The sequence below is a fragment of the Citrobacter sp. Ce104 genome, from assembly GCF_030334595.1.
Lineage (GTDB): Bacteria > Pseudomonadota > Gammaproteobacteria > Enterobacterales > Enterobacteriaceae > Citrobacter > Citrobacter europaeus.
Genome location: NZ_JAOWDP010000069.1, coordinates 91464 through 114175, shown reverse-complemented (window position 1 = coordinate 114175; position 22712 = coordinate 91464). Strand labels below are relative to the sequence as shown.

24 protein-coding genes and 1 other annotated feature are annotated in these 22712 nt (G+C 52.6%); of the genes, 9 read left to right on the top strand and 15 right to left on the bottom strand.

The genetic code is table 11. The features are described from left to right. Positions 1-26 precede the first annotated feature (26 nt). From aroH to OGW16_RS23295, 7 genes are all read left to right on the top strand, one after another. Positions 27-1073, top strand: coding sequence for a 3-deoxy-7-phosphoheptulonate synthase AroH (aroH, locus tag OGW16_RS23325; protein ID WP_286519042.1), 1047 nt, complete (start codon positions 27-29; stop codon positions 1071-1073). A gap of 170 nt (positions 1074-1243) precedes the next feature. After that, on the top strand, positions 1244-1432 hold the full coding sequence (gene hemP, locus OGW16_RS23320; RefSeq protein WP_072033381.1) for a hemin uptake protein HemP: 189 nt from the start codon (positions 1244-1246) through the stop codon (positions 1430-1432). Positions 1433-1506: 74 nt separating this feature from the next. Continuing rightward, positions 1507-3492 carry a TonB-dependent hemoglobin/transferrin/lactoferrin family receptor gene (locus OGW16_RS23315; RefSeq protein ID WP_075146068.1) on the top strand — a complete coding sequence of 662 codons (1986 nt, stop codon included), beginning with the start codon at positions 1507-1509 and terminating at the stop codon, positions 3490-3492. A gap of 47 nt (positions 3493-3539) precedes the next feature. Continuing rightward, positions 3540-4571: a hematinate-forming heme oxygenase ChuS gene (chuS, locus tag OGW16_RS23310; RefSeq protein ID WP_286519040.1), complete on the top strand. Its 1032-nt coding sequence runs from the start codon at positions 3540-3542 to the stop codon at positions 4569-4571. Continuing rightward, entirely contained in the window at positions 4568-5389 is an 822-nt protein-coding gene (locus tag OGW16_RS23305; protein ID WP_043016587.1) for a heme/hemin ABC transporter substrate-binding protein, read from the top strand. The genes chuS and OGW16_RS23305 overlap by 4 nt, the downstream gene beginning before the upstream one ends. Then, positions 5389-6381 carry a FecCD family ABC transporter permease gene (locus OGW16_RS23300; RefSeq protein WP_043016588.1) on the top strand — a complete coding sequence of 331 codons (993 nt, stop codon included), beginning with the start codon at positions 5389-5391 and terminating at the stop codon, positions 6379-6381. Before OGW16_RS23305 ends, OGW16_RS23300 begins: the two co-directional genes overlap by 1 nt. Continuing rightward, the gene (locus OGW16_RS23295) at positions 6374-7153 is read left to right on the top strand and encodes a heme ABC transporter ATP-binding protein (protein WP_286519038.1); all 780 of its coding nucleotides are present in this window, start codon (positions 6374-6376) and stop codon (positions 7151-7153) included. The genes OGW16_RS23300 and OGW16_RS23295 overlap by 8 nt, the downstream gene beginning before the upstream one ends. On the opposite strand, the gene selO is transcribed toward OGW16_RS23295, so the two are convergent. The 14 genes from selO to thrS all read right to left on the bottom strand — a co-directional run bounded on the left by selO (position 7150) and on the right by thrS (position 19934). Further along, positions 7150-8592, bottom strand: coding sequence for a protein adenylyltransferase SelO (gene selO, locus OGW16_RS23290; protein ID WP_043016590.1), 1443 nt, complete (start codon positions 8590-8592; stop codon positions 7150-7152). The two genes, OGW16_RS23295 and selO, sit on opposite strands and share 4 nt — an antisense overlap. 61 nt (positions 8593-8653) lie before the next feature. After that, entirely contained in the window at positions 8654-9367 is a 714-nt protein-coding gene (locus OGW16_RS23285; protein WP_043016591.1) for an EAL domain-containing protein, read from the bottom strand. A 318-nt stretch (positions 9368-9685) separates the two neighbouring features. Then, the gene (locus OGW16_RS23280; protein WP_003832591.1) at positions 9686-10150 is read right to left on the bottom strand and encodes an NlpC/P60 family protein; all 465 of its coding nucleotides are present in this window, start codon (positions 10148-10150) and stop codon (positions 9686-9688) included. A gap of 77 nt (positions 10151-10227) precedes the next feature. Beyond that, on the bottom strand, positions 10228-10977 hold the full coding sequence (gene btuD, locus OGW16_RS23275) for a vitamin B12 ABC transporter ATP-binding protein BtuD (RefSeq protein WP_200001483.1): 750 nt from the start codon (positions 10975-10977) through the stop codon (positions 10228-10230). After that, complete coding sequence (locus tag OGW16_RS23270; protein WP_047411703.1) at positions 10977-11528, bottom strand: glutathione peroxidase; 552 nt, start codon at positions 11526-11528, stop codon at positions 10977-10979. Before OGW16_RS23270 ends, btuD begins: the two co-directional genes overlap by 1 nt. A gap of 60 nt (positions 11529-11588) precedes the next feature. Continuing rightward, positions 11589-12569 (bottom strand): vitamin B12 ABC transporter permease BtuC, encoded by a 981-nt coding sequence (btuC, locus tag OGW16_RS23265; RefSeq protein WP_043016594.1) that lies wholly within the window; start codon positions 12567-12569, stop codon positions 11589-11591. A 121-nt stretch (positions 12570-12690) separates the two neighbouring features. After that, the gene (gene ihfA / locus OGW16_RS23260) at positions 12691-12990 is read right to left on the bottom strand and encodes an integration host factor subunit alpha (protein ID WP_003030571.1); all 300 of its coding nucleotides are present in this window, start codon (positions 12988-12990) and stop codon (positions 12691-12693) included. A gap of 4 nt (positions 12991-12994) precedes the next feature. Then, positions 12995-15382, bottom strand: coding sequence for a phenylalanine--tRNA ligase subunit beta (pheT, locus tag OGW16_RS23255; protein WP_286519034.1), 2388 nt, complete (start codon positions 15380-15382; stop codon positions 12995-12997). A gap of 15 nt (positions 15383-15397) precedes the next feature. Continuing rightward, positions 15398-16381 carry a phenylalanine--tRNA ligase subunit alpha gene (pheS, locus tag OGW16_RS23250; protein ID WP_043016596.1) on the bottom strand — a complete coding sequence of 328 codons (984 nt, stop codon included), beginning with the start codon at positions 16379-16381 and terminating at the stop codon, positions 15398-15400. A gap of 124 nt (positions 16382-16505) precedes the next feature. Beyond that, positions 16506-16630, bottom strand: a sequence feature (Phe leader region). Then, positions 16581-16625: a pheST operon leader peptide PheM gene (gene pheM, locus OGW16_RS23245; protein WP_001386830.1), complete on the bottom strand. Its 45-nt coding sequence runs from the start codon at positions 16623-16625 to the stop codon at positions 16581-16583. It overlaps the preceding feature by 45 nt. Positions 16631-16753: 123 nt before the next feature. Then, a complete protein-coding gene (gene rplT, locus OGW16_RS23240) occupies positions 16754-17110 on the bottom strand; it encodes a 50S ribosomal protein L20 (RefSeq protein WP_003030578.1) in 357 nt (118 codons plus the stop codon). 55 nt (positions 17111-17165) lie between these two features. Beyond that, positions 17166-17363, bottom strand: a complete 198-nt coding sequence (rpmI, locus tag OGW16_RS23235; protein WP_003030583.1) for a 50S ribosomal protein L35 — start codon at positions 17361-17363, stop codon at positions 17166-17168. A gap of 96 nt (positions 17364-17459) precedes the next feature. Further along, positions 17460-18002, bottom strand: a complete 543-nt coding sequence (gene infC / locus OGW16_RS23230; protein WP_048997935.1) for a translation initiation factor IF-3 — start codon at positions 18000-18002, stop codon at positions 17460-17462. 3 nt (positions 18003-18005) lie between these two features. Further along, positions 18006-19934: a threonine--tRNA ligase gene (gene thrS / locus OGW16_RS23225; protein WP_003832572.1), complete on the bottom strand. Its 1929-nt coding sequence runs from the start codon at positions 19932-19934 to the stop codon at positions 18006-18008. Between the two features lie 304 nt (positions 19935-20238). On the opposite strand from thrS, the gene yniD reads away from it, so the two are divergent. Next, positions 20239-20346, top strand: coding sequence for a small membrane protein YniD (yniD, locus tag OGW16_RS23220; protein ID WP_003030590.1), 108 nt, complete (start codon positions 20239-20241; stop codon positions 20344-20346). 166 nt (positions 20347-20512) lie between these two features. Here the strand turns inward: yniD and OGW16_RS23215 are convergent, their stop codons facing one another. Then, complete coding sequence (locus OGW16_RS23215; protein WP_003030592.1) at positions 20513-21271, bottom strand: DUF481 domain-containing protein; 759 nt, start codon at positions 21269-21271, stop codon at positions 20513-20515. 287 nt (positions 21272-21558) lie between these two features. On the opposite strand from OGW16_RS23215, the gene pfkB reads away from it, so the two are divergent. Continuing rightward, positions 21559-22488, top strand: coding sequence for a 6-phosphofructokinase II (gene pfkB / locus OGW16_RS23210; RefSeq protein ID WP_043016597.1), 930 nt, complete (start codon positions 21559-21561; stop codon positions 22486-22488). The last annotated feature ends 224 nt before the right edge of the window (positions 22489-22712 follow it).

Below are 22712 nucleotides of genomic sequence, written 5' to 3'. Positions count from 1 at the left end.
GAAGCAACAAATTTCTGAGACAAGTAATGAACAGAACCGATGAACTCCGTACTGCGCGTATTGACAATCTGGTCACTCCAGCAGAGCTTGCGCAACGGCATCCTGTTTCTTCCTCCGTCGCCCGTCATGTCACGGAATCCCGACGTCGGATAGAAAAAATATTAAATGGTGAAGACGCTCGTTTGCTGGTGATCGTAGGTCCCTGCTCGATTCACGATCTTGATGCCGCCATGGAATACGCGACCCGCTTGCAGGGGCTGCGCGAAAAACATCAGGCGCGCCTGGAAATCGTGATGCGCACCTATTTTGAAAAACCGCGCACCGTCGTGGGCTGGAAAGGCTTAATTTCCGACCCGGATTTAAACGGCAGCTACCGAGTGAACCACGGCATTGAACTGGCGCGCAAGCTGCTGTTGCAGGTCAATGAACTGGGCGTACCCACGGCAACAGAATTCCTCGACATGGTGACCGGTCAGTTTATTGCCGATTTAATCAGTTGGGGAGCCATTGGCGCGCGCACCACCGAAAGCCAAATCCACCGTGAAATGGCGTCTGCGCTCTCCTGTCCGGTCGGCTTTAAAAACGGCACGGATGGCAACACGCGTATCGCTGTCGATGCGATCCGCGCCTCCCGCGCCAGCCACATGTTCCTCTCTCCGGATAAAACCGGCCAGATGACCATTTATCAAACCAGCGGTAATCCTTACGGACATATCATTATGCGCGGCGGTAAAAAGCCGAATTATTATGCTGAAGATATTGCCGCCGCCTGCGATACCCTGCACGAATTTTCCCTGCCTGAGCATCTGGTAGTCGATTTTAGCCACGGCAATTGCCAGAAGCAGCATCGTCGTCAGTTGGACGTTTGTGATGACGTGTGTCAGCAAATTCGCAACGGTTCGACGGCGATTGCCGGGATTATGGCCGAGAGTTTCCTGCGTGAAGGTACGCAAAAAATCGTTAGCGGCCAGCCGCTGGTTTACGGTCAGTCCATTACCGACCCATGCCTGAACTGGGAAGATACTGAACTGCTGGTTGAAAAACTCGCCTCTGCGGTTGAAAGCCGTTTTTAATGTTGTTCGCCGGGTAACATCACGTTGCCCGGTGCTAATCCTTTGTTTTTCCCCTCCTTGTTGTACAAAATCTATTCTCGTCACAATTATTTCACAAAAATGCTTGCCGCAAATTTGCAGTTTGATGATAATGATTATCATTGTTAAATTGATTGTTATTTTTAAAAACTATTTCACGTATGGATAACACAACAACAACGCACGCAAAAGAGAAAGCCCCCCCTGCTGTCGCGCCAAACGAGCGTCGAATTGACAGTAAAAGTCTATTGGGCAAAGAGGGACGCGTGATCATAGAACACGATGGTCAGCTCTATCTGCTGCGCCAGACCCAAGCCGGAAAACTCATTCTGACTAAATAAACAACACTTTTCGCCAGCCACCCAGGTAATCCCCAGGCAGCCAGCGCTTTTCGATTTCCTAATGGAGAGTTGCTATGCCACACCTGCACACTGCATCCCTGCGTCCATCACTGTTGGCGCTGGCGATTATCAGTAACCTGCCCGCCGTCGCTTATGCGGCGGTTGAAGATATGACCGTTACCGCCACTGGCAATGCCCGTAGCGCCTTTGAAGCGCCGATGATGGTCAGCGTGATTGATGCCACGGCCCCAGAAAACCAGACCGCCAGCTCGGCAGCCGATCTGTTGCGGACGGTTCCGGGTCTGACCCTCGATGGCACAGGTCGTACCAATGGCCAGGACGTGAATCTACGCGGCTACGATCGACGCGGCGTTCTGGTGCTGGTTGACGGCGTTCGTCAGGGCACCGACACCGGACACCTGAACAGTACCTTCCTCGACCCGGCGCTTATCAAACGCATCGAAGTCGTACGCGGCCCTTCTGCACTGCTGTACGGCAGCGGTGCGCTGGGCGGCGTGATCGCCTATGACACAGCGGATGCCAAAGATCTGCTGGAAGCCGGACAAAACAGCGGTTATCGCGTGTTCGGTACTGCGGCAACCGGCGATCACAGCCTCGGTATGGGCGCCAGCGCTTTTGGGCGCACCGATACGCTGGACGGACTGCTTGCCTGGTCGAGTCGAGATCGCGGCGATTTGCGTCAGAGTGACGGTACAACAGCGCCAAACGACGAAGCGATCAACAATATGCTGGCGAAAGGCAGTTGGAAAATTGACAGCGCCCAGACGCTGGCCGGTTCGCTGCGTTACTACAACAATGACGCCCGTGAACCTAAAAATCCACAAACCAGCGCAGCGGATGCCACCAGCAACCCGATGACCAACCGTTCAACCATCCAGCGCGATGCGCAACTGACCTACTCGCTCTCCCCGGCGGACAATGACTGGCTGAACGCGGATGCTCGTATTTACTGGTCCGAAGCGCGCATTAATGCACAAAACACGGATAACACCGGCGAGTTTCGCAAGCAGACGACCAAAGGCGGTAAACTCGACAACCGTACCCGCCTGTTTACCGACTCTTTCGCATCTCACCTGCTGACCTACGGCGGTGAGTACTATCGTCAGGAACAACAGCCAGGTGGCACAACCACCGGTTTCCCAGAGGCAAAGATCGATTTCAGCTCCGGCTGGCTACAGGATGAAATCACCCTGCGCGATCTGCCGGTTACGCTGCTGGGCGGTACCCGTTATGACTCTTATCGCGGCAGCAGCGACGGCTATGAAGATGTCGATGCCGATAAATGGTCGTCCCGCGCCGGACTCACCGTTGCGCCAGCAGACTGGCTGATGCTGTTTGGTTCTTACGCTCAGGCCTTCCGTGCACCGACTATGGGCGAGATGTATAACGATGCGAAACACTTCTCGATTGGCCGTTTCTACACCAACTACTGGGTGCCAAACCCTAACCTGCGTCCGGAAACCAACGAAACGCAGGAATACGGATTTGGTCTGCGCTTTGACGATCTGCTGATGGCAAGCGATGCGCTCGAATTTAAAGCCAGCTATTTCGACACCAAAGCGAAAGATTACATCTCCACCAGCGTCGACTTCGCCGCCGCAACAACGATGTCTTATAACGTCCCCAACGCCAAAATCTGGGGCTGGGACGTCATGGCGAAATATTCCGCCGATCTGTTCAGCCTCGACATGGCCTATAACCGTACGCGCGGCAAAGATACTGACACGGGAGAATACATTTCCAGCATTAACCCGGATACGGTCACCAGCAAACTGAACGTGCCGGTTGCGCACAGCGGATTCTCCGTGGGCTGGATAGGGACATTTGCCGATCGTTCAACGCATATCAGCAGCAGCTACACTAAACAGCCCGGCTATGCGGTAAACGATTTCTACGTGAGCTATCAGGGCCAACAAGCACTGAAAGGTATGACCACCACACTGGTACTGGGCAACGCCTTCGACAAAGAGTATTGGTCACCGCAAGGCATTCCGCAGGATGGTCGTAATGGCAAAATTTTCGTGAGTTATCAGTGGTAATCACTTTTCCCCGGTTCGCCGGGGTAGCAATCTGGAAGGAAGAGACAATGAATCATTACACACGCTGGCTGGAACTGAAGAAAGAAAATCCTGGCAAATACGCACGTGACATTGCGGGGTTGATGAATATTAGCGAAGCCGAACTGACCTTCGCCCGCGTCGGTCATGACGCCTGGCGCTTACGTGGCGAAGTACGCGAAATCCTCGGCGCACTGGAAACCGTAGGCGAAACCAAATGCATTTGCCGCAACGAATACGCGGTACATGAGCAGGTGGGTGCTTTTACAAATCAGCACCTCAACGGTCATGCCGGGCTGGTTCTTAATCCGCGAGCCCTCGACCTGCGCCTGTTCCTCAATCAGTGGGCAAGCGTATTTCATATCAGCGAAACAACCGCCCACGGCGAACGTCAGAGCATCCAGTTCTTTGACCATCAGGGAGATGCGCTGCTGAAGGTCTACGCCACGCAGAATACCCTCATTGAGGATTGGGCGGCGTTGCTGACCCGATTCATCTTTGCCGAAAACCCGCCTCTGGTGCTGCAACCCGCCAACAATTCTGCTCCCGCCGTCGTCACGGTCGATGCGCAGACCGTTGATCAAGAGTGGCGAGCAATGACCGATGTCCATCAGTTCTTCGGTCTGCTGAAACGCCACGACCTCACCCGCCAACAGGCGTTTAATCTGGTGGGCGACGATCTGGCCTGTAAAGTTTCTAATAGCGCATTGGCGCAGTTACTCGACACCGCGCGTCAGGATGGCAATGAAATCATGATATTTGTGGGTAATCGCGGCTGCGTACAGATTTTTACCGGCGTGATTGAAAAATTGGTACCGATGAAAGGCTGGCTGAATATATTCAACCCGGCATTTACCTTACACCTGCTGGCAGAGAGCGTGACAGAAACATGGGTAACGCGCAAACCGACCGCCGATGGACACGTCACCAGTCTGGAACTGTTTGCTGCCGACGGCACGCAAATTGCCCAGTTGTACGGTCAACGTACGGAAGGCGAGCCGGAGCAGACGCAATGGCGTGCACAGATTGACGCGCTGACGCCGAAAGGACTGGCCGCATGAAAAAACTGCTGGTCCTGATCGCGCTGCTGCCCATTGCAGCGCTGGCTGCTGCCGGGGAACGGGTTGTTGCACTCGGTGGCGATGTTACCGAGATTGTATACGCATTGGGAGCACAGTCTTCCCTTGTGGCGCGAGACAGCACCAGCCAGTGGCCTGAAGCAGCAAACGCGCTACCGGATGTTGGTTACTTACGCCAGCTCAACGCCGAAGGGATCCTTGCTACACGCCCTACGCTGGTCCTTGCCAGCGCGCAGGCACAGCCCTCTCTGGCGCTAAAACAGCTTGAGCAGAGCAACGTCAGGGTTGTTACGATCCCGGCGAGCAACGATCTTGAGGTGATTGATGAAAAAATTCGCGTCATCGCCGAAGCAACCCATCGGCAGGCCGAAGGCGAAACGCTGCGCGCCAGCTTACGTCAGGAAATGGCGGCGTTGCCGTCATCTGAACTAAATAAACGCGTGCTGTTTATTCTTAATCATGGCGGGATGACTGCAATGGCGGCGGGCCAGCAAACCGGAGCCGATGCGGCTATTCGTGCCGCCGGTTTGCACAACGCCATGCAGGGCGTTAACCGCTATCAGCCGCTGTCACAGGAAGGCGTCATTGCCAGCCAGCCCGATCTGGTGGTGATTTCACAGGACGGCGTTAAGGCGATGGGTGGCGAAGATAACCTGTGGGCGCTGCCGGGCCTTGCGCTAACGCCTGCCGGGCGGAATAAACAGGTGTTACAGGTGGATGATATGGCGCTACTCGGCTTCAGCGTGCGTACGCCGCAGGCCATTTTGCAGCTTCGCGCTAAAGCAGAGCAATTGCCCTGATGTCCCGACGTATCAGTTATTCTTTATGGGCGCTCGCACTCATATTAGTCATGATGACAATCCTGGCTACCGGTTTTGGCGCGTTGCGCCTGCCGGTAAGTCTGCTCTGGCATGATGGCGATGAGGCACTGCGTCAAATCTGGCTCACAATTCGTCTGCCGCGTGTCCTGCTGGCGCTGGTGATTGGCGGCTCTCTGGCGCTCGCAGGCTGCGTGATGCAGGGGCTGTTTCGCAACCCGCTAGCTGACCCGGGATTACTGGGGATAAGCAGCGGCGCTGCCTGCGCCGTCGCCCTGTGGGTGGTGCTGCCTGTCTCTTTGCCCGCGCTGCTGATGCTGTACGCCCCAATGCTGGCCGCTTTTATGGGTGCCCTGGCGGCAACGGTGGTGATTTTTATCCTCAGCCAACAGCGCGACGGGTCACTCTCGCGTCTGCTACTGGTCGGTATTGCCATCAACGCGCTTTGCGGGGCGGCGGTTGGCGTTCTGTCGTGGGTCAGTAATGATGCGCAACTGCGCCAGCTGTCGCTATGGGGAATGGGAAGTCTGGGGGCCGCGCAATGGTCAACGCTGCTGGCGGTAACCTCGCTGACTATCCCGACGGTGCTGATTATCTGGCGTCTGGCACCGGCACTGAACCTGCTGCAGTTGGGTGAGGAAGAGGCGCATTATCTCGGCGTAGATGTGCGTACCGTTCAGCGTATTTTGCTGCTTTGTAGCGCATTGCTGGTTGCCGCAGCCGTGGCGGTAAGCGGCGTAATTGGATTTATCGGGTTGGTTATCCCGCATCTGATGCGCATGTGGCTTGGCTCAGATCATCGGGCCGTTATTCCGGGATCCGTGCTGGCGGGCGCGTTTCTGTTACTGATTGCCGACACGTTGGCCCGTACGGCGGTTGCCCCTGCAGAGATGCCGGTCGGTCTGTTGACCAGTCTTCTCGGCGCACCGTGGTTTTTATGGCTTATTTTTCGTCAGCGAGGACCGCATGGCTGAACATTTCATCGCTGAAGGGATTCATTATCACGTGGCTGGCAGAGCGGTAATTGACGATGTATCACTCGCCCTCGCAAAAGGTGAACTGGTGGCGCTCATCGGCCCAAACGGTGCGGGAAAATCCACCCTGCTGCGCCTGCTGACCGGTTTTCTCAAACCGGCAACCGGGCGCTGCGTGCTGGCGGGCAAACCGCTGGAGGAGTGGCCTACCCAAACGCTGTCGCGGCATCGGGCGGTAATGCGCCAGCAAACGCAACTGGGATTTGACTGGCCGGTAGAGGCCGTCATCGCGATGGGACGTGCGCCCTGGACCCAACAGCAGGAACCCCGGCTTATCGCTCAGGTAATGGAAATGACCGGGTGCACACCGTTGGCGGGCCGGCAATACGCCGCACTTTCCGGCGGCGAGCAACAGCGAGTGCAGTTGGCCCGTGCACTGGCGCAACTTTGGTGCCACAGCGCGCCTCGCGGTTGGTTATTCCTTGATGAACCCACCTCTGCGCTGGATCTTTATCACCAGCAGCACCTGTTGCGCTTGCTGAAGACGCTAACCGCTTCGGGAGAGCTACATGTGTGCATTGTGCTTCACGATCTGAACCTCGCCGCACTATGGGCGGACAGAATAGTGTTGCTGCACGATGGCAGGTTGGTATCGCAGGGAACGCCTGAGACCGTGCTACAGGCCGATGACCTGAAGCGTTGGTATGGCGCTCAGGTACACGTTGGCCAGCATCCGGCCAACGGATCTCCGCAGGTGTTTCTGGCCCCTTAACTTGAACAGCTCACTTCCAGCCGTTTACCCCAGTCAGGTGGACGGCTGACATAGTCATCATCACGATCGGTAAACGGGGTACGCAACGCCTGGTGCAACCGATGCAGCTCGGCGTAATCCCCCTGCTCTGCCTGACTAATCGCCCGTTGCGCCAGCCAGTTACGTAATACCATCGCCGGATTAGCCGCCTTCATCTGCGTTTGTCTGACTGCGTCAGCAATGTTGTCTTGCTGCAGACGCGAGCGATACCGCGTGAACCAGTCGTCAAACGCCGCGCGGTCGATAAACTCATCGCGCAGTGGGGATTGCGCACTGTGTTGTTCCGTTTGGCTGAGCATACGAAACGTTCGCGTATAGTCGCTTCTTTCCCTCGCCATCAGACTAAACAGTTCGCTTAGCAATTCGTTATCGTCTTTCTGCTCGCTAAAGAAGCCGAGCTTTTGCCGCATCCGCTGACCGTAGCGAGTTAACAGTGCCAGTTGGTAACCGTCCAGCGCATCATTGAGCGTCTCGACCGGGATAAATGGCGACAGGGTTTGCGCCAGACGTTGCAAGTTCCACAGCGCCGCGGCCGGTTGATTATCGAAACTGTATCGTCCCTGGTTGTCCGAGTGGTTGCAGATAAAATCGGGCTCGTAGTCATCAAGAAAACCGAATGGACCGTAATCCATCGTCAGTCCCAGAATCGACATGTTGTCCGTGTTCATGACTCCATGCGCGAATCCTACCGCTTGCCAGTCAGCGATTAACGTCGCTGTACGCGTGACGACATCGTTAAACCACAGCTGGTACTTATCGGCTTCTTCCTGCCATTGCGACCAATAATGGCGAATTGCAAAATCAGCCAACTGACGCACTTTTTCCGGCTCGCGGCGATAGTAGAAGTGTTCAAAATGGCCAAAACGCATATGGCTTTGCGCCACGCGAATGAGCATCGCCCCTGCTTCTACCGTTTCGCGATACACCGGCGTGTCGCTGGTAACAATCGACAATGCCCGCGTGGTTGGTATGCCCAGGTAGTGCATCGCTTCGCTGGCCAGGCTTTCGCGAATTGTTGAGCGCAGTACGGCGCGCCCATCCCCCATACGGGAATAAGGCGTAAGTCCGGCGCCTTTCAGGTGCCAGTCAAACGTTGAGCCATCAGCGAGCCGTTGCTCGCCCAGCAGGATCCCGCGGCCATCGCCAAGCTGGCCTGCCCAGACGCCAAACTGATGTCCGCTATACACTTGCGCTAAAGGCGACATCCCGGGGAGCAGCGATTCGCCACCCCAAACACCTGCTCCGCTCGGAATATCAAAAAGCGACTCAGGAATAGCTAATTGCTCCGCCAGCGCATCGTTATGCCAGATCAGGCGTGCGTTTTTCAGGGGTGTCGGCGAAAGTGCTGTATAGGTTGCTGGTAATTCATCACGCCAGCGAGTGGTAAAAGACAGGGTCATAGGGCCTCCTGTCTCTAGTGTAGACTGTTAAAAGCCTGTTAAACACCAGCAAATAAAAGGGTTATATTCTGGATAACGAAATTATCTGTGCCGGTGGCACGGCGGGCCACAGCCCGCCCTGTATGGCGCTGAATCCCAAAGGCAGTACGCGCGCTAACATCTCTGGCGTATCGATACCGCTAATGATGATTGACTCACTGCTGGGAGATAACTGTGCCAGAATAGCCCGCATAAACGGCTCAAACGAAATATGTGTAATCCTTTGTTGAACAAAGTTTTTATCTAACACAACGCGTTTGAACAGCCCATCAAAAATTGCCCGGGTGGATATACCGCCAGCACCATAGTTTGTCAGAACTAATGGAAATCTCGCCGCCAGCGCGGCCAGCGTTGGATTCTCTTTTCCATTATTTAACTCTGGATAGTTTTCATTAATAGCCAGTTCCAGAAATGAAAATCGTTCAACTTGTGAAGCAAATTTAGCATCTGATAATAAAGTATTAGCAATTGCCGGCGTTAAATTAATCCAGGCCAGGACATTTCGCTGAATAAAAAAATGTTGGCACGTTTCGATTAATTCAAGCTTTTCGGTAAATAAGCGACATTGCTCTTCATCCGACATCCGAGGTAGGACCAGCTCAGTGGGTATACGCACATCCCCATCCGCGCTGGCGAAACTGGTGATGATATCGACGTATTCAAGATCGCCTTTTTCGCTTCTCGCAGGCAAAAAAGAAAACTCTGAATGGTAAAGAGTATCCAGTGAAACAATCATCGCGCCAGCCCCTCTGCATAGGTGTTATCCGGCATCCTGTAGCAAAGGATGGAGAAATACGTTATTGCTGATGCAAGTAGAGGCCCTTTCATTTTTCCCTTTATAGCCAGTAAATCGAATCCTTTTTTTTAGCTTATCCTGATTATAAGCGAATATCCAGCTTTGCACTTTTTAATATCTCGGGATAAATCATATTTTTAGCAAGATACACTCTTACTGTTCAGGGGTATTGTCCGGCTGATGGCAGAATTAAAAAGTGACTTTCAAATGGAAATGCCGGGGCCGCACAGTCCTGAGCGGCCTCGAGACTAATGAGGATTAAATACGTCGCGCTTGCCAAAAGTTTTTACGCCAGTAAACGTTGTCCAGGGACGAGCGCATCACTCCGCGGCTGGTGGAGGCATGAATAAATTGATTATTGGTATCGTAAATTCCGACATGCAGACCACTTTCCCCAGACCCGGTTTTAAAGAAAACCAGATCGCCGGGCAGCAAATCGTCTTTATCAATTTCGGTACCAATCTTTGATTGCGTGCGCGTATCACGCGGGAGTTGCAGATCGAATTTATCGCGCATTGTCATCAAAACAAATCCAGAACAATCCACCCCGCTACGGCTCATGCCGCCATAACGATAGGGTGTGCCATGCCAGGTTTGTAGCTGGTCATTAAGACCGGCGATAACCGCGATAGAATCCGACAATCGGGCATTTGGCGCAGGAGCACGATGGCTGCTGCAGCCCGCCAAAAACAATGCTGTGATGAAAAGAAGCCAAAAGCGCATTCAGGACGAATCCTCTGAATTATATTTTTATGCCAATTTAGCGTGGAAATTATATGATTTTCAAGAACCCATTTAACTTAAGTGGTTGATATGAGCATTCTGTGGCCTTCAATATCCAAACGACGGAAGTTCACGCCATAAGCCGCAGACAGATTGGCGGGCGTGAGTACCGCATCACGAGCGCCGCTGGCAAGCAACTTCCCACGTTTGAGGAGCCAGGCCTTATGCGCATGACGTAAGGTGTGATTAAGGTCATGGCTGCTCATGACAATCGCTATGCCCTGCAGACACAGCCGACTCAACAAGCGGTCCAGCGCGTTTTGTTGCGCCACGTCTAGGCTGTTCATCGGCTCATCCAGCAGTAAAAGCTGGCCGAATGGATTCGCTTGCGGGCTAATCTGCAGGATAACCGCAGCCAGACGCACGCGCTGCCACTCACCGCCGGAGAGCTGATTCACGCTGCGCCCCAGCTTATCCCCAAGCCCAAGCGCATCAGCGACTTCCTGTAACAGATCGGTGCGCGCTTTGTCTGGCTGATGCAGCGTCAGAAAATGCCAGACCGGCATCGCAAACGGCGGGTTTTGCTGTTGCGCCAGATAGGCGCGGTATTGCGCCAGCTTTACTGACGGCCATTCGTCCAGCGGCATATCACCAAAGGTGATGCTGCCCTCACCGGTCGTCAGCCCCGCCATTCGTGCCAACAGCGTGCTCTTTCCAGCACCGTTAGGCCCCACTAAATGCAGGATCTCTCCGGCTTTTATCTCACCAGAGAGCGGACCAAGCCGGGTCGATTCCGCTACGTCCTGTAGCTGCATCAATCGAGACATTAGTTCGCCAGCGCCTTCTTGATAGATTGCACCAGAATGGGATCCTCAGGCGTCATATCGGGTGAGAATCGTTGCAATACCTGACCATCTCGCCCCACTAAAAACTTCTCGAAATTCCATAGAATATCGTCCGGATAGAGCGGTGCCCGACCTTTACTCGCCATACGCTCATAGAACCCACTATCCGCAGGCGCAGTGGCCGTTGGTGCGGCATCAATCAGCTTCTGATACAGCGGATGGCGTCCCTCGCCGTTAACGTCAATTTTACTGAACATTGGGAAGGTAACGCCCCAGGTGGTACTGCAATACGTTTTTATTTCCTCTTCGCTGCCCGGCTCCTGACCCAGAAACTGGTTACAAGGGAACCCAAGGACAGTAAAACCCTGTTGATGCCAGTCTTTCTGCAGATTCTCCAGTTGCTCGTATTGCGGCGTCAGTCCACATTTTGAAGCCACGTTGACGATTAACAGCACATTTCCGGAATACGGCTGCAGTGAGGTAACCTCACCGTCGATGGTCGTCACTTCTGTATCAAGAATAGTGTTTTGCATAGCATCTCCAGAACAACAGGTGAATTTTCAGTTTTTAATCATAGACCGAACCAACGCGTTCTAGCGCGCGGCTTTTAACAATAGCCAGATAAATACCGGTGCGCCCATGGTGGCCGTCACCACGCCGATTGGCAGCTCAGCCGAGGCCAGCACCAGACGCGCGACAACATCAGCAAACAGTAGTACGATTGCACCAGCCAACGCGCAGCCCGGCAGCAACACGCGGTGATCGGTTAAGCCGCACAGCCGCAAAATATGTGGGATCACCAGCCCGATAAAGCCAATCGCTCCGGCCAGAGCCACGCTTACGCCAACCATCCAGCCAGTGGCGACCACCAGCAGGTTGCGCCAGAACCACAGGGGCAGTCCCAGCTGACGTGCGGAAGTCTCCCCCAGCGCCAGCATATTCATCGGCTGCGACTGACAGCAGATCCACACCAGCACCGGAATCAACGCCACCATGAGCCAGGCCTGATGCCAGTCTACGCCACCAAAGCCCCCCATCATCCAGTACATCAGCTGTCGCAAATCAAAAGACGTGGAGAAGTAGATGGCCCATGTCATCAACGCGCTACAGATAATCCCCAGCGCTACTCCCGCCAACAACAGGCGGCTGGTAGACAAATGACGTCGGGCAAAACGTAGCAGAATAAGCGTGATAATCAGCGCCCCAGCGATAGCGCATAAACCCAACGCCCAGCCGGGGAGTTGACCCTGCCCCAGCAGCACCGCTGCGATAAGCCCGACTCCCGCGCCGTTAGACACGCCCAATAATCCAGGCTCTGCGAGCGGGTTTTCAAATAGAGCTTGCATCACGGCTCCTGATAAGGCCAACGCAGCGCCTACCAGCAAAACGGCAAGAGTACGGGGAAGTCGAATTTGCCAGACGAACAGATCGCCGCGGGCGCTGAACCAGTCGCCGGGGGCGATCCACTGTTCTCCTGCGCACAAGCTTAGAATCGTTGCCAGTAGCATCAGTACTGACAGTGACAGTATCCAGCGCACGTTTCGTCGCTGCTGTTGATGGGCGAAAGTCAGCATGTTTTCCATTCTGCTGAAAAGAGATGGAGGTGATTCTACGGTGCTGATTCAGTAGTGAAAAGGAAAAAGGCCGCATAGCGGCCTTTTTAGTTATACGCGTCATACTCTGCGTATCGTTAAATCACTCTTCTTTGGGCGTTGCGTTTTCGACCCGGCTTTTTAACTTCTGTCCGGGTCTGAAGGTCACCACGCGCCGTGCTGTAATGGGAATATCTTCGCCCGTTTTCGGGTTACGTCCCGGACGTTGATTCTTATCACGCAGATCGAAGTTACCAAAACCAGAGAGTTTTACCTGCTCACCATTTTCCAGAGCACGACGGATCTCTTCGAAAAACAGCTCGACCAGTTCTTTGGCATCCCGCTTGCTAAGCCCAAGCTTATCAAACAGATATTCTGACATTTCAGCTTTTGTAAGCGCCATAGGTTCAATCCCTCAATGATGCCTGGAATCGCTCTTTTAATGCCTCTACACATTTGGCGACGGTAGCGGCAATCTCCTCTTCTTCAAGTGTACGGCTGGTATCCTGAAGGATCAGGCTGATAGCGAGGCTCTTATAACCCTCCGCAACACCCTTACCGCGGTACACGTCAAATAAGTTTACGCCAACTACCTGATTTACGCCAACTTTCTTACACTCGGATAAAATATCCGCAGCGGGAACGTTTTCAGCCACAACGACCGCGATATCGCGACGGTTCGCCGGGAAGCGAGAAACTTCACGCGCCTGAGGCACCACGCGGTCTGCGAGCTTGTTCCACTCCAGTTCAAACACCAGAGTGCGACCGTTCAGATCCAGTTTACGTTCCAGTTCAGGATGAACAACCCCAATGAAACCAATGCGTTCACCTTTCAGATAAATCGCCGCAGACTGCCCCGGATGCAGTGCTGGGTTCGCTTCAGCTTTGAACTGAATGTCCGCCAGTTTGCCGGTCAGGTCGAGAACCGCTTCCAGATCGCCTTTCAGATCATAGAAATCAACGGTCTCTTTTGCCAGGTTCCAGTGTTCATCATGACGGTTACCGCAGATCACACCCGCCAGCATCAGATCCTGACGGATCCCGAGGTTGGCCTGCGTATCCGGAACGAAACGTAAACCCGTTTCGAAAATACGCACGCGGTTCTGCTGACGGTTCTGGTTATACACTACCGTAGACAGCAAGCCAGTCCACAGGGACAAACGCATTGCCGACATATCAATAGAGATTGGGCTTGGCAGCAGCAGCGCTTCTTCACCCGGATGCAGCAGCGACTGGACTTTCGGGTCGACGAAGCTGTAGGTAATGACTTCCTGGTAGCCTTTGTCATTCAGCATGGTTTTTACGCGTTTCAGCGACAAATCCGCTTCACGATGCGTACCCATGATAAGACCCGCCTGAATTGGCGTGTTCGGGATATTGTCATAACCGTATACGCGGGCGACTTCTTCTACCAGGTCTTCTTCGATTTCCATATCGAAACGCCAGCTCGGCGCTACCGCTTTCCACTCATCCTGCCCTTCCGTCACGTCACATCCCAGACGACGCAGAATGTCGCTCACCTGCTCATCCGCGATATGGTGTCCGATCAGACGATCCAGTTTGCTACGGCGAAGCGTAATGGTTGCGCGTTTTGGCAGCGTAGCTTCGTTCGTCACATCAATGATTGGACCCGCTTCGCCGCCGCAGATATCAATCAGCAGGCGTGTCGCGCGTTCCATGGCTTTATGCTGCAGAGCCGGGTCAACACCACGCTCATAGCGGTGAGATGCATCGGTGTGCAGACCGTGACGACGTGCGCGACCAGTAATAGACAGCGGGCTAAAGAATGCGCATTCCAGCAGGACGTTTTGCGTTTCATCATTCACACCGGAGTGTTCGCCACCAAAGATGCCGCCCATCGCCAGCGCTTTGTTATGGTCCGCAATCACCAGCGTATCCGCATTCAGCTTCGCTTCGCTGCCGTCCAGCAATACCAGGGACTCCCCCTCTTTTGCCATACGGACAACAATCCCGCCTTCAATGCGGTCTTTGTCGAAGGCGTGCATCGGCTGGCCCAGTTCGAGCAGCACATAGTTAGTCACGTCAACCACGGCATCGATAGAGCGGATACCGCAACGACGCAGTTTTTCTTTCATCCACAACGGGGTTGGCGCTTTAACGTTGATACCTTTTACCACGCGCCCCAGGTAGCGTGGGCAGGCTTCCACCGCTTCGACCTGAATCGGCAGGACGTCGCTAATGGTTGCGGCCACTGGCGCCATTTCTGGCTCAACCAGCGGGGCTTTGTTCAGTACAGCAACGTCACGTGCCACACCGATAATGCCTAAGCAGTCGGCGCGGTTCGGCGTAACGCTGATTTCGATAGTGTTGTCGTCAAGCTTCAGGTATTCACGGATATCGGTGCCAATTGGCGCATCGGCTGGCAGTTCGATAATACCGTTATGATCGTCGGAAATACCCAACTCGGAAAACGAGCACAGCATGCCTTCAGACGGCTCACCGCGCAGTTTAGCGGCTTTGATTTTGAAATCGCCCGGCAGAACGGCACCCACGGTTGCCACGGCCACTTTCAGGCCCTGACGGCAGTTTGGCGCACCGCAGACGATATCCAGCAGGCGGTCGTCGCCGACATTCACTTTGGTAACGCGTAGTTTGTCAGCGTTCGGGTGCTGAGCGCACTCAACCACTTCGCCCACCACAACGCCATTGAACGCGCCGGAAACGGGATCCACACCGTCAACTTCCAGACCCGCCATCGTGATTTGGTTTGACAGCGCATCGCTATCAATTGCCGGGTTTACCCATTCGCGTAACCACAGTTCACTGAATTTCATTGTTTTATCCTGCCTTTATTTAAACTGTTTGAGGAAACGCAGATCGTTTTCGAAGAAAGAACGCAGATCGGTAACGCCGTAACGCAGCATGGTCAGACGCTCCATACCCATACCGAATGCAAAGCCAGAGTAGATTTCCGGATCGATGCCGACGTTACGCAGCACGTTCGGGTGAACCATCCCGCAACCCAGCACTTCCAGCCATTTACCATTTTTGCCCATCACGTCCACTTCCGCAGAAGGTTCGGTGAACGGGAAGTAGGACGGACGGAAACGAACCTGCAGGTCTTCTTCAAAGAAGTTGCGCAGGAAATCGTGCAGCGTGCCTTTCAGGTTGGTGAAGTTGATGTTGGTATCAACAATCAGCCCTTCCATCTGATGGAACATTGGGGTGTGCGTCTGATCGTAATCGTTACGATATACACGGCCCGGAGCGATAATACGGATCGGCGGTTGTTTTTCCTTCATGGTGCGGATTTGCACGCCTGAAGTCTGTGTACGCAGCAGACGCGTCGCGTCAAACCAGAAAGTGTCGTGGTCAGCGCGCGCCGGGTGATGGCCAGGAATATTCAGCGCATCGAAGTTATGATAGTCATCTTCGATTTCTGGACCCGTCGCCACGGTAAAGCCCAGCTCACCGAAGAAACTTTCAATCCTGTCGATAGTACGCGTTACCGGATGCAGACCGCCGTTTTCGATACGACGCCCAGGCAAAGAGATATCGATCGTTTCTTCAGCCAGACGGGCATTCAGCGCGGCATTTTCTAATTCGGCTTTACGCGCGTTCAGTGCCTGCTGAACCTGCTCTTTGGCAACGTTTATCACCGCACCTGCAGCCGGGCGCTCTTCTGCCGGCAGTTCGCGCAGGGTAGTCATCTGAAGGGTCAGGTGCCCTTTCTTGCCCAAATATTCGACGCGGACATTGTCTAACGCGGCAACATCTGAAGCCTGGTTAATGGCGGCCGTTGCACTGGCAACCAGCTCTGCGAGATGTGACATGGTTTTCCTCGTTATGTTGCGATATTCACTAGTCGCTCGTCTATACGCCAAACCATTCAAGTTGTATCAACGCGGCAAAAGAGCAAATGCAGCCAATACAGAGACAACTTGAAGGATGACGCGTATAAAAAAAGCCTCCACCAGGGAGGCTTTTAGGCGCTGTTTTCCGTTTCTTCTTTCACGCGCAAGCCTCCTGAGTTCAGGTGCTAAAGTAAAAGAAGAAGCGGAAAATAGCAGCATTCATGCTTGCGTTACCTTGTGTGGTAAAAAAAACCGGACAACCGTTATTGAAAAGGCTTACGGATAAATTGTCAACTAATTGATTGCGCTACAAATAAAAGAGAGGGAGCCAGGCTCCCTCTTTTCACCGGCTTATGCCAGAGCTGCTTTCGCTTTTTCGACCAGAGCGGTGAACGCTACTTTGTCGAATACTGCGATGTCAGCCAGGATCTTACGGTCGATTTCAACAGAGGCTTTTTTCAGGCCGTTGATGAATTTGCTGTAAGAAATACCGTTCTGACGTGCTGCTGCGTTGATACGCGCAATCCACAGTTGACGGAACTGACGCTTTTTCTGACGACGGTCACGATAAGCGTACTGACCAGCTTTGATAACAGCCTGGAAGGCAACGCGGTATACGCGAGAACGCGCACCGTAGTAGCCTTTAGCTTGTTTCAAAATTTTCTTGTGACGTGCACGGGCAACTACACCACGTTTTACGCGAGCCATATGTGCTCTCCTGTATCTATATTCTTAGTAAAAAAATGAATTAAACGTTAACGGCTTATGCGTACGGCAGGCACGCGATAACCAGACCCAGATCGCCTTTAGACACGAGGCCTTTTGGACGCAGGTGACGTTTACGCTTAGTAGATTTTTTGGTCAGAATATGACGCAGGTTTGCGTGCTTACGCTTAAATCCACCACCACCGGTTTTTTTGAAGCGCTTAGCAGCACCGCGTACGGTCTTAATTTTTGGCATTTTAATAACTTCCACTTCGCATTGTTAATAAACGAAACGTAGGCGAACAACGGCTGTGGAACCCGCAGGCTCCACAGACATTGCTACTTGAAGGCCTTACTGTTTCTTCTTAGGAGCGAGCACCATGATCATCTGGCGGCCTTCGATCTTCGTAGGGAAGGATTCGACTACTGCCAGTTCACTCAGATCGTCACGGACGCGGTTGAGCACTTCCATACCGATCTGTTGGTGGGCCATCTCACGACCGCGGAAACGCAGCGTGATCTTAGCCTTATCGCCATCTTCCAGAAAGCGTACCAGGCTGCGGAGTTTTACCTGGTAATCGCCATCGTCGGTACCAGGACGGAATTTAATTTCCTTAACCTGGATAACTTTTTGCTTTTTCTTCTGTTCCTTAGAAGACTTACTCTTTTCATAAAGGAACTTGCCGTAGTCCATAATACGACAAACTGGCGGTTCGGCGTTAGGGCTGATTTCAACTAAATCTACTCCAGCTTCTTCAGCTTTTTCGATCGCTTCTCTCAGACTCACAATACCCAAAGCTTCGCCTTCCAGACCTGTTAAGCGAACTTCCAGGGCGCGAATCTCGCCATTGATACGATTCGGACGTGCCGTTTGAACTCGTTTTCCGCCTTTAATACCTTATTCCTCCAGTTGTTGAAGACTGCGGCTGCGAATCTCTTGTTGCAGCTTCTCAATCACTTCATTTACGTCCAGGCTGCCCAAGTCTTTGCCACGACGGGTGCGCACGGCAACTTTGCCTGCTTCTACCTCTTTGTCGCCACAGACCAACATGTAAGGGACACGACGTAAAGTGTGCTCGCGGATTTTAAAGCCAATCTTCTCATTTCTCAAGTCTGCTTTTACACGAATACCCGCATTTTGTAGTTTCTGCGTTAATTCGTTAACGTATTCAGACTGAGAATCGGTGATGTTCATGACAACAACCTGAACCGGCGCAAGCCAGGTCGGGAAGAAGCCAGCGAACTCTTCGGTCAGGATACCGATGAAACGTTCCATCGACCCAAGAATTGCGCGGTGAATCATAACCGGCACCTGACGCTCGTTATTTTCGCCAACATAAGAGGCGCTTAAACGGGACGGCAGGGAGAAGTCCAGCTGTACAGTACCGCACTGCCATGCACGATCGAGGCAGTCATACAGGGTAAATTCAATTTTCGGACCGTAGAATGCGCCCTCACCCAGTTGGAACTCAAACGGGATGTTGTTTTCTTCCAGCGCAACGGCCAGGTCAGCTTCAGCACGGTCCCACATTTCATCGCTGCCGATACGTTTTTCGGGGCGAGTGGACAGTTTGACGACGATTTTCTCGAAGCCAAAGGTGCTGTACATATCGTAGACCATACGAATGCAAGCGTTAACTTCATCACGGATCTGCTCTTCTGTACAGAAGATATGCGCATCATCCTGAGTGAAGCCACGAACACGCATCAGGCCATGCAGCGCGCCTGACGGCTCATTACGGTGGCAGCTACCAAACTCTGCCATACGCAACGGCAGATCGCGATAGGATTTCAGACCCTGATTGAAGATCTGCACGTGGCCTGGGCAGTTCATGGGCTTAATGCAGTATTCACGGTTCTCAGAGGAGGTCGTGAACATTGCATCTTTGTAGTTATCCCAGTGACCTGTTTTTTCCCACAGCACGCGGTCCATCATGAACGGACCTTTAACTTCCTGATACTGGTATTCTTTCAGTTTTGAGCGAACAAAGACTTCCAGTTCACGGAAGATAGTCCAGCCATCGTTATGCCAGAACACCATACCCGGCGCTTCTTCCTGCATGTGATACAGGTCAAGCTGCTTGCCGATTTTACGGTGGTCGCGTTTGGCCGCTTCTTCCAGACGTTGCAGATAGGCATTCAGGGCTTTTTTATCTGCCCATGCAGTACCATAAATACGCTGCAGCATCTTGTTATTGCTGTCGCCACGCCAGTATGCCCCAGCGGTCTTCATCAGTTTGAAGTGATGGCAGAAACGCATGTTCGGCACGTGCGGGCCACGGCACATATCGACATATTCTTCATGATGGTACAAGCCAGGCTTGTCATCATGGGCGATGTTTTCATCAAGAATAGAGACTTTATAGGTCTCGCCACGCTTCACGAAGGTTTCACGCGCTTCGTACCAACTGACTTTCTTCTTAATGACATCGTAGTTTTTCTCAGCGAGCTCGTGCATCCGCTTCTCGAGCGCGTCGACGTCTTCCTGGGTTAACGTACGGTCAAGATCGATATCGTAGTAAAAACCGTTATCAACAACCGGTCCGATCGCCATTTTGGTGTGCGGCCAGAGTTGTTTGATCGCGTGCCCTAACAGGTGCGCACAGGAGTGACGAATGATCTCCAGACCTTCTTCATCCTTCGCGGTGATGATGGAGAGCTTCGCATCATGCTCAATCAGATCGGAAGCATCTACCAGCTCACCGTCAACACGGCCAGCAATAGTGGCTTTCGCCAGACCTGGACCGATGTCCAGCGCAACATCCATGGGGCTTACAGCGTGGTCGTAATGGCGTTGGCTGCCATCAGGAAGAGTAATAACAGGCATGTTATATCCTTATTTGCAGTGGTGACCCACACGTAAGATCACATACAAAGATTCAATATTTAAAATTATCAAAAAGGTGTGGGCTGATTCCCGCTTCACTCTGCGAAATATGTCACTGATTGCCTCAATGGCTACACTGGACCTACACCCGCTTTTTGATAACACCGTTTCACAGTGTACACGGCATTTCGAGCCGATCAAAGCAACAATCAACGCGTACTCTATGATGTAAATCAATTCACTGACACCCTGACGTCTTTGTTACACTTGCAGAAAGTCATCTAATCTGAGCAGGAAAAGAACAATGCCAACAAATCGCTTTGCAAAGAAACACTGGAAGATGGTGGTGATCCTACTCGTTATTTGTGCTGCAATGCTAATGCTACGTTGGGCAGCGATGATCTGGGGTTAAAATACTGGCGCGCTGTTCCGGTTCGTATGTATTTATCAATTAAATCGAATTTGTCTGAAAAATAGCGCGTTATTGATAAATACTAAAAATAAAACACAGATTAACTATTAAATAACCTTAACTTTAATAGATAAAAGCCGGGCCAATTATTTGACCCGGTTTGTCATTACATCCGGTAGCCGAGTGAAACAGTAGTACGACGATCGGTATGTTCCGGCGCTGTTGCCGGTGGTTCAGAGTTCCAGGTGACGTTGTAAGCCACCTTCAACCCAAAGTGTTCGTTGATGGCAACGTTCAAGGCCGTTTCAGAGTTGAGCGTTGTATCGTCAGCACCGAATACCGACACGCCTTGCGTAAATTTAGTATTGTCCGTCATCTGCCACGCATAGGCCCCGGACGCATAGCCCAACGGCTGCGTTTCGGTGGTGCCATCCGTATGCTCGTCATAGCGCACGCCAGGACCGAATTCAAAACGGAAGCTATGTACTGGTCCGTTAAGGAACTGGCGACCATAACCGGCGGTCAGCACGTCACGCTCGCGATAGCCGTTGTAACGGTCGGTCAACCAGCTTGCCTGCCCAAAGAGGTAGTCATAGTCGGTCATGTTGTAACGACTACGACCACCTACGGCATATTTCTCTGATGAACGCTCATCATTTGAGGAGGTATTGCTGGCATTTCCCCACAGAGACCACGCCGTGGTTTCACCGTACCAGGTCATGGTGGTGTCTGCGGTTAAAGAAGAACTTTTTGTGTTGCCTGACTGGGCGAGATATCCCGCGTTCAGGTTACCTTCAAAGGGTTTTTTCGCGCTGGAAGGGTCATCCATGACAGTAAAAACGGAATCATCGGCGGCAGCATGCATTGACGCAAGCAGGCCACCCGTCAGCAGTAATGCTGCGGGCACTGTCTTCAAAAGCTTCATTTATTAAGAGTCCGTACAACAAAAAAAGAGACCATTACGGTCTCGGAAACTTTCATATGGATCAATGACAAAAGACCCTTGAAAGGTAACAAATTATAAAAAGACTCGAATAACATAGCAATAAATTCTTATTTCATTTTTTGAATAAGAGCGTTCCTAAACCGTTTTTTTATTTATATATCTTTGACGCAAATGTTTTAAATAAAGATATTAAAAATCATGTTGTTAATTACTTCACTTTCGCGGGGTTAAGTGCCAGACTGAAGACAGCCTAACAGGAGGTAAAGATGGTACGTATCTATACGTTAACACTTGCGCCCTCTCTCGATAGCGCAACAATTACTCCGCAAATCTACCCGGAAGGTAAACTTCGCTGTACCTCGCCGGTTTTTGAACCCGGCGGCGGCGGCATCAACGTCGCTCGCGCAATTGCCCATCTTGGCGGAACCGCGACGGCTATCTTCCCTGCGGGAGGCGCTACCGGAGAGCATCTTGTCGCTCTGCTCGCCGACGAAAATGTTCCCGTATCCACCGTTGAAGCCAAAGACTGGACCCGACAAAATCTCCATGTGCACGTTGAGTCCAGCGGCGAACAGTATCGCTTCGTCATGCCAGGTGCTGCGCTGACCGATGACGAGTTCTACCAACTTCAGGATCAGGTGCTGGAAATAGAGTCTGGCGCGCTGCTGGTTATTAGTGGCAGTTTGCCGCCTGGCGTACAGCTTGAGAAGCTGACCCGTCTCGTTACCACAGCACAAAAACAAGGGATTCGCTGTATTGTCGATAGTTCTGGTGAAGCGCTGGCGGCGGCGTTGGCTATCGGCAATATCGAACTGGTCAAACCTAACCTCAAAGAACTGAGCGCGCTGGTCAACCGCGAACTGACACAACCCGATGATGTGCGCAAAGCCGCGCAGGAAATCGTTCAAAGCGGAAAAGCCCATCGCGTTGTGGTCTCGCTTGGGCCGCAAGGGGCGCTGGGCGTTGATCGCGACACCTGCGTTCAGGTGGTTCCGCCACCGGTGAAAAGTCAAAGTACCGTAGGCGCGGGCGACAGTATGGTCGGTGCCATGACGCTTAAACTCGCTGAGAACGTACCTTTCGAAGATATTGTCCGCTACGGTGTAGCAGCAGGTAGCGCTGCTACCCTGAATCAGGGTACGCGTCTGTGCGCCTTAGACGATACGCAAAAAATATATTCGTATCTTACTCAGTAATGACACCTTCCCCCTTGTGTTGATTCAGGGGGATTTGCCCGTAAAACTGTCGGCATGGGTGTTATACGTCTATGATAAAAAATCACGTGATTACAAAGAAGTGAATCATGTGAAACAAGACGTCTTCACATCGATGCGAGGTGAAGAAGAACGACAAACATTAAGTGCCTTTCCAGCGATGACGCATCAGTGGTGTGCGTCAGTTCGTGTTTTTTAACCGCATT

What these genes read in the sequence shown, in the direction of transcription:
- OGW16_RS23295 (WP_286519038.1), top strand. Translation starts at nt 6,374, where the DNA reads ATGGCTGAACATTTCATCGCTGAAGGGATTCATTATCACGTGGCTGGC.
- pheT (WP_286519034.1), bottom strand. Translation starts at nt 15,382, where the DNA reads ATGAAATTCAGTGAACTGTGGTTACGCGAATGGGTAAACCCGGCAATT.
- OGW16_RS23280 (WP_003832591.1), bottom strand. Translation starts at nt 10,150, where the DNA reads ATGCGCTTTTGGCTTCTTTTCATCACAGCATTGTTTTTGGCGGGCTGC.
- btuC (WP_043016594.1), bottom strand. Translation starts at nt 12,569, where the DNA reads ATGCTGACTTTCGCCCATCAACAGCAGCGACGAAACGTGCGCTGGATA.
- pheS (WP_043016596.1), bottom strand. Translation starts at nt 16,381, where the DNA reads ATGTCACATCTCGCAGAGCTGGTTGCCAGTGCAACGGCCGCCATTAAC.
- OGW16_RS23305 (WP_043016587.1), top strand. Translation starts at nt 4,568, where the DNA reads ATGAAAAAACTGCTGGTCCTGATCGCGCTGCTGCCCATTGCAGCGCTG.
- OGW16_RS23315 (WP_075146068.1), top strand. Translation starts at nt 1,507, where the DNA reads ATGCCACACCTGCACACTGCATCCCTGCGTCCATCACTGTTGGCGCTG.
- btuD (WP_200001483.1), bottom strand. Translation starts at nt 10,977, where the DNA reads ATGTCTCGATTGATGCAGCTACAGGACGTAGCGGAATCGACCCGGCTT.
- chuS (WP_286519040.1), top strand. Translation starts at nt 3,540, where the DNA reads ATGAATCATTACACACGCTGGCTGGAACTGAAGAAAGAAAATCCTGGC.
- OGW16_RS23215 (WP_003030592.1), bottom strand. Translation starts at nt 21,271, where the DNA reads ATGAAGCTTTTGAAGACAGTGCCCGCAGCATTACTGCTGACGGGTGGC.
- OGW16_RS23285 (WP_043016591.1), bottom strand. Translation starts at nt 9,367, where the DNA reads ATGATTGTTTCACTGGATACTCTTTACCATTCAGAGTTTTCTTTTTTG.
- rpmI (WP_003030583.1), bottom strand. Translation starts at nt 17,363, where the DNA reads ATGCCAAAAATTAAGACCGTACGCGGTGCTGCTAAGCGCTTCAAAAAA.
- aroH (WP_286519042.1), top strand. Translation starts at nt 27, where the DNA reads ATGAACAGAACCGATGAACTCCGTACTGCGCGTATTGACAATCTGGTC.
- OGW16_RS23300 (WP_043016588.1), top strand. Translation starts at nt 5,389, where the DNA reads ATGTCCCGACGTATCAGTTATTCTTTATGGGCGCTCGCACTCATATTA.
- yniD (WP_003030590.1), top strand. Translation starts at nt 20,239, where the DNA reads ATGCCAACAAATCGCTTTGCAAAGAAACACTGGAAGATGGTGGTGATC.
- pfkB (WP_043016597.1), top strand. Translation starts at nt 21,559, where the DNA reads ATGGTACGTATCTATACGTTAACACTTGCGCCCTCTCTCGATAGCGCA.
- rplT (WP_003030578.1), bottom strand. Translation starts at nt 17,110, where the DNA reads ATGGCTCGCGTAAAACGTGGTGTAGTTGCCCGTGCACGTCACAAGAAA.
- ihfA (WP_003030571.1), bottom strand. Translation starts at nt 12,990, where the DNA reads ATGGCGCTTACAAAAGCTGAAATGTCAGAATATCTGTTTGATAAGCTT.
- thrS (WP_003832572.1), bottom strand. Translation starts at nt 19,934, where the DNA reads ATGCCTGTTATTACTCTTCCTGATGGCAGCCAACGCCATTACGACCAC.
- selO (WP_043016590.1), bottom strand. Translation starts at nt 8,592, where the DNA reads ATGACCCTGTCTTTTACCACTCGCTGGCGTGATGAATTACCAGCAACC.
- OGW16_RS23270 (WP_047411703.1), bottom strand. Translation starts at nt 11,528, where the DNA reads ATGCAAAACACTATTCTTGATACAGAAGTGACGACCATCGACGGTGAG.